At 46.4% G+C, this 3,727-nt stretch carries 4 protein-coding genes; 1 reads left to right on the top strand and 3 read right to left on the bottom strand.

Annotated elements, in window-relative coordinates; translation table 11 throughout:
• Nucleotides 1–241: 241 nt before the first annotated feature.
• Nucleotides 242–880 carry a YggS family pyridoxal phosphate-dependent enzyme gene (locus Q0340_RS07620; RefSeq protein ID WP_298082818.1) on the bottom strand — a complete coding sequence of 213 codons (639 nt, stop codon included), beginning with the start codon at nt 878–880 and terminating at the stop codon, nt 242–244.
• On the bottom strand, nt 877–1,992 hold the full coding sequence (rseP, locus tag Q0340_RS07615; RefSeq protein WP_298082817.1) for an RIP metalloprotease RseP: 1,116 nt from the start codon (nt 1,990–1,992) through the stop codon (nt 877–879). Before rseP ends, Q0340_RS07620 begins: the two co-directional genes overlap by 4 nt.
• A 256-nt stretch (nt 1,993–2,248) precedes the next feature.
• On the opposite strand from rseP, the gene Q0340_RS07610 reads away from it, so the two are divergent.
• Nucleotides 2,249–2,479, top strand: a complete 231-nt coding sequence (locus Q0340_RS07610) for a hypothetical protein (protein ID WP_298082816.1) — start codon at nt 2,249–2,251, stop codon at nt 2,477–2,479.
• A gap of 160 nt (nt 2,480–2,639) precedes the next feature.
• Here the strand turns inward: Q0340_RS07610 and Q0340_RS07605 are convergent, their stop codons facing one another.
• Complete coding sequence (locus Q0340_RS07605; RefSeq protein WP_298082815.1) at nt 2,640–3,602, bottom strand: hypothetical protein; 963 nt, start codon at nt 3,600–3,602, stop codon at nt 2,640–2,642.
• Between the last annotated feature and the right edge of the window lie 125 nt (nt 3,603–3,727).

The following is a 3,727-nucleotide window of genomic DNA, read 5'->3' as shown; positions in this document are numbered from 1 at the left end:
GTCGCGTTTTTGAAATTTGTATCGCTGCAAATAAAATTTTATCGAGGTTTAAAATTTGATGCCGTGTTGTTGCGCTGCGTAAAATTTCAATAACGCGCTAAATTTTAAGCGGCGCGTAAAATCAAGCATTGCGCTAAATTTCAAGTTACGCGCCCGATTTAGCTCACGCGGCAAATCAAACGCGCCGCCTAATAAAAGCGGTATAAAATTTGCTCGCGCGCTAAGGCTCGTCCCTCAGGGCTTAGGCGTATAAAATTCTACCCAGGCGGATCATGTTCGAGCCGCATTTGATCGCGAGCTCAAAATCATCGCTCATCCCCATCGAGCAGATCCGCGCGCCATGCGGTACGAGTGCGTCGAAAATCTCGCGGCTTGCCTCGAAGCTTCGCGCGATCTGCGCGGGTTCGCTCACATGCGCGCCGATGCTCATCACGCCGATTAAATTTAGATTTTTGCACTCCTGCTTGATGCGCAAAAACTCCTCCACCGCGCGGTTTTTATCGAGCCCCGTTTTGGAGCTCTCGCCCGCGGCGTTGATCTCCAGCAGCGTATCTAGCGGATAAGTTAGCCGCTTATTTACGGCAAGCGCGAGCTCGCAACTGTTGCAGCTCTGCCACAGCGTCGGGCGCAGAGCGATGAGCTGATTGATTTTGTTGCTTTGCAGCGTGCCGATGAAGTGCCACTTTAGCGGCAGTTCGCGCAAGGCCTCGCTTTTGCGCTTCAGCTCCTGCACTCTGTTTTCGCCAAACGCGATCTGTCCTTGCGAATACAGCTCGCGCACCTCATCCGTGCCTACGTTTTTACTCACCGCGACTAGCTGCACTTCGCCCGCGCCTGCTTTTGCAGCCTCAATGCGCTTTAAAATTTCATCCAGTCTCATTTGTAAAATCCCAAAATTCTAGCGAAATCATTCAGCACCGTAAATATCATCAAAAGCGCTAAAATCCCCATACCTACGTAGCTGGCACCAACGAACACCCGTTTTGGCACGGGGCGGCGGAAGATGAGCTCAAAGAGATTAAACGCGATGTGTCCGCCGTCGAGCGCAGGGATCGGAAAGAGGTTGATAAGCCCTAAATTTACCGATATTAGCGCCACGAGCGCGAGCAGGACCGCCGCGCCGTAATCGACCGCCTTTGAGGTGATGTCCGTAATGGCGACGATGCCGCCCATCTCCTTGGGCGAAACGACGCCGCTAGCGAGCTTCTCAAGACCTATCAAGATGAGCTTTGATGCCTCCACCGTCTGATCCCACGCGAAACTAAGCGAGCTTGCGCCCTTGTGATATAGCGTCACGGTCGCGTTGTAATCGGGCGAAATGCCGATGAGCGGCACTCTGATGCTCTCGCGCCAGATGGTTTTTTTCTCGCCGAGCTTTGGCGTGAGCTGCAGGCTCAGTCGCTCGCCGCCGCGCATGATTTCTAAGCTTAGAGGTGCTGCGGTTACCTGCTTTGAGATGTCGTCCCACTCGCGGATCTGCTTGCCGTCGATTGATAAAATTTCATCGTTTAGCATAAGCCCTGCGCTTGCCGCGGCGGAATTTGGCGAAATTTTGCCGACCTTGGGCGCTAGCTTTTCGACGCCGATGTAGCCCAGCGCGATGTAGATCAAAAACGCAAGCAGCAGGTTAAAAAACGGCCCCGCAAAAAGTATGATTATGCGCGCGATCGGGCCTTTGGAGTTGTAGCTATCGGGGTCCGCGCTTGCCGCGGCGGGATCCAGATCCTCCTGCCCCTTAAGGCTCACGTAGCCTCCCAGAGGGATCGCGCTGATGGCGTACTGCGTCGCGCCGATGCGCTTGGTAAAGACCTTCTCGCCGAAGCCCACGCTAAAGACGTTCACCCCCACGCCCAGCGCCCGCGCCGCCAAAAAATGCCCCAGCTCGTGGAAAAAGATGAGGAAGCTGATCGCCAGCACCGTGACCATAAAATTTATCGAGTAAAAATAAAATCCGACCGCCAGGATCGCTAGCGTTAAAATTATGCTTTTCAAATTTCAGACCTTTGTAAAAAATGGGCTAAGCTTACTATGATTTTGCAAATTTTAAGCTTAGATCGCCGTTTAAAGCCTTGGCTCTCTTTTTTAAACTTGGTTAGCTTTGAGCTTAGCCCGCCGCCGTTTCGGGCTATAAATTTAGCTAAATTAAGGCGCGCAGGCGGACGATCGGCGTGAGGAATTTAAAATTTAAAAGCGAAATTTTACCGCGAGATTTTGCGGAGTGGATTATAAAATTTCGCAGCACGAGGCTTTGTGTTTTGAACTGCCGCTATGCTTTGAAATTTCATTATGTTTTGACAAGTCGTCATACTCTGAAATTTTGTCGCTCTTTGAAATTCCATTATGTTTTAAAATACTGCCGCGCCGCCCTGAAATTTTGCGCGGCGGTTTAAACGAAATTTTACGCCGTGAAATTTTGCACGGCGGAATTTTATCTTTTAAATTTTATAGGTTTGTACATCGCTGTGCACATACAGACTAAGCATCTATAGAATTTTATCGGTAAAATTTGAACGTGAAATTTTAAAATTCCGCGCTACTAAAATAGGTGAAATTTTACGCTGAAATTCTATCGCTAAAACCCACTAAGCGCGGGTTCTAACGCTTTGCGATGAGGTTTTGTAGCTTCACAATCCATTGTTTTAGTTTGTAAAAAATTCTGATTTAACTTCGAATGATTGCGAGATCAAGCTTAGTTTAAATTTTTCATCTATTAAATTTGGACTAAAGCCCTCTAAGCCGCTTTCGCAAGTGGATCTAAACATTTTGCGTATTAGTCGTTTTATTTTGCCTTGCGTCGGCGCGGCGCTGCGATCGCCTAAAATTTCTATTTTCTTTATCTTATAGCTGATTTCATTTATTCCATCTACGGTTTTGTTGGAAATTTGCTTTAGCACTATATTTGCGTGGTATTCGTAATAACCGTGATTGTAATGGGTAAGCGTAAAAAGATCATTACTGCTAGCCGAGCCCACTTTTATAAGAAAAATCTCGTTTAGCTCCTTTGAGATACACCACAGACCATCTATCTCATCTCGGCTTAAGCTAGCTAGACCGTGTTGATTTCTAAATGGATTTATGATTTGCTCTAGGTTATCCTCAAAGCGGTATCCGTCAATCAAAAATCCACCTACATAATCAATGTTGTAGTTTAGGGCGTCTATTAGCAAAACATTTTCATTTTCGGCGTTAAGGGCGTCTTGTAAAATTTTAAAAATATCGCTTTGACTGAGCTTTCCGCTGTTTTTCGGTTCTAGCGCATAGAGTTTATGGATACGTCGCTTCTGTCCATTTATCATCCTAAAATCGCCGAACCAAGCGCCGTAAGTAATGACTGCATCAAACATTTTGCCTTGATAATACAATCTATATGCGTTAAAATCTAAATTGCAATGATCCCAAAAGCCGCTAAAGCTCCCGTAGTTTATAAGCCAGGCACCAAGCTCTCTATCTATGCGCCAGCTTAATTCTATAGAAATTTCAGGATAACATCTAAAAGGCAATCGCTTTTTAGAAATTTTGTTTCTAATATCTTTTTCTACCTTATTGAGCTTATACTTTCTTGCATTTTCTTCGCCAATTTTTTCTTCAACTACGAAAGCCATATCTAGTCTAAATTTTAAAATTTAGCCTTTTTTCGTAGCCTTAGCATATGCCGCGACATATTCAAAGCCCGAATATAGCGTCAGCGCAACCGCGATCCAGAGTAGGGTGTTTGCATAGGGCCACT

Origin of the sequence: uncultured Campylobacter sp., assembly GCF_938045595.1 — a bacterium.
Taxonomy (GTDB): Bacteria; Campylobacterota; Campylobacteria; order Campylobacterales; family Campylobacteraceae; genus Campylobacter_B.
This window is presented reverse-complemented; position numbering and strand designations above follow the sequence as displayed.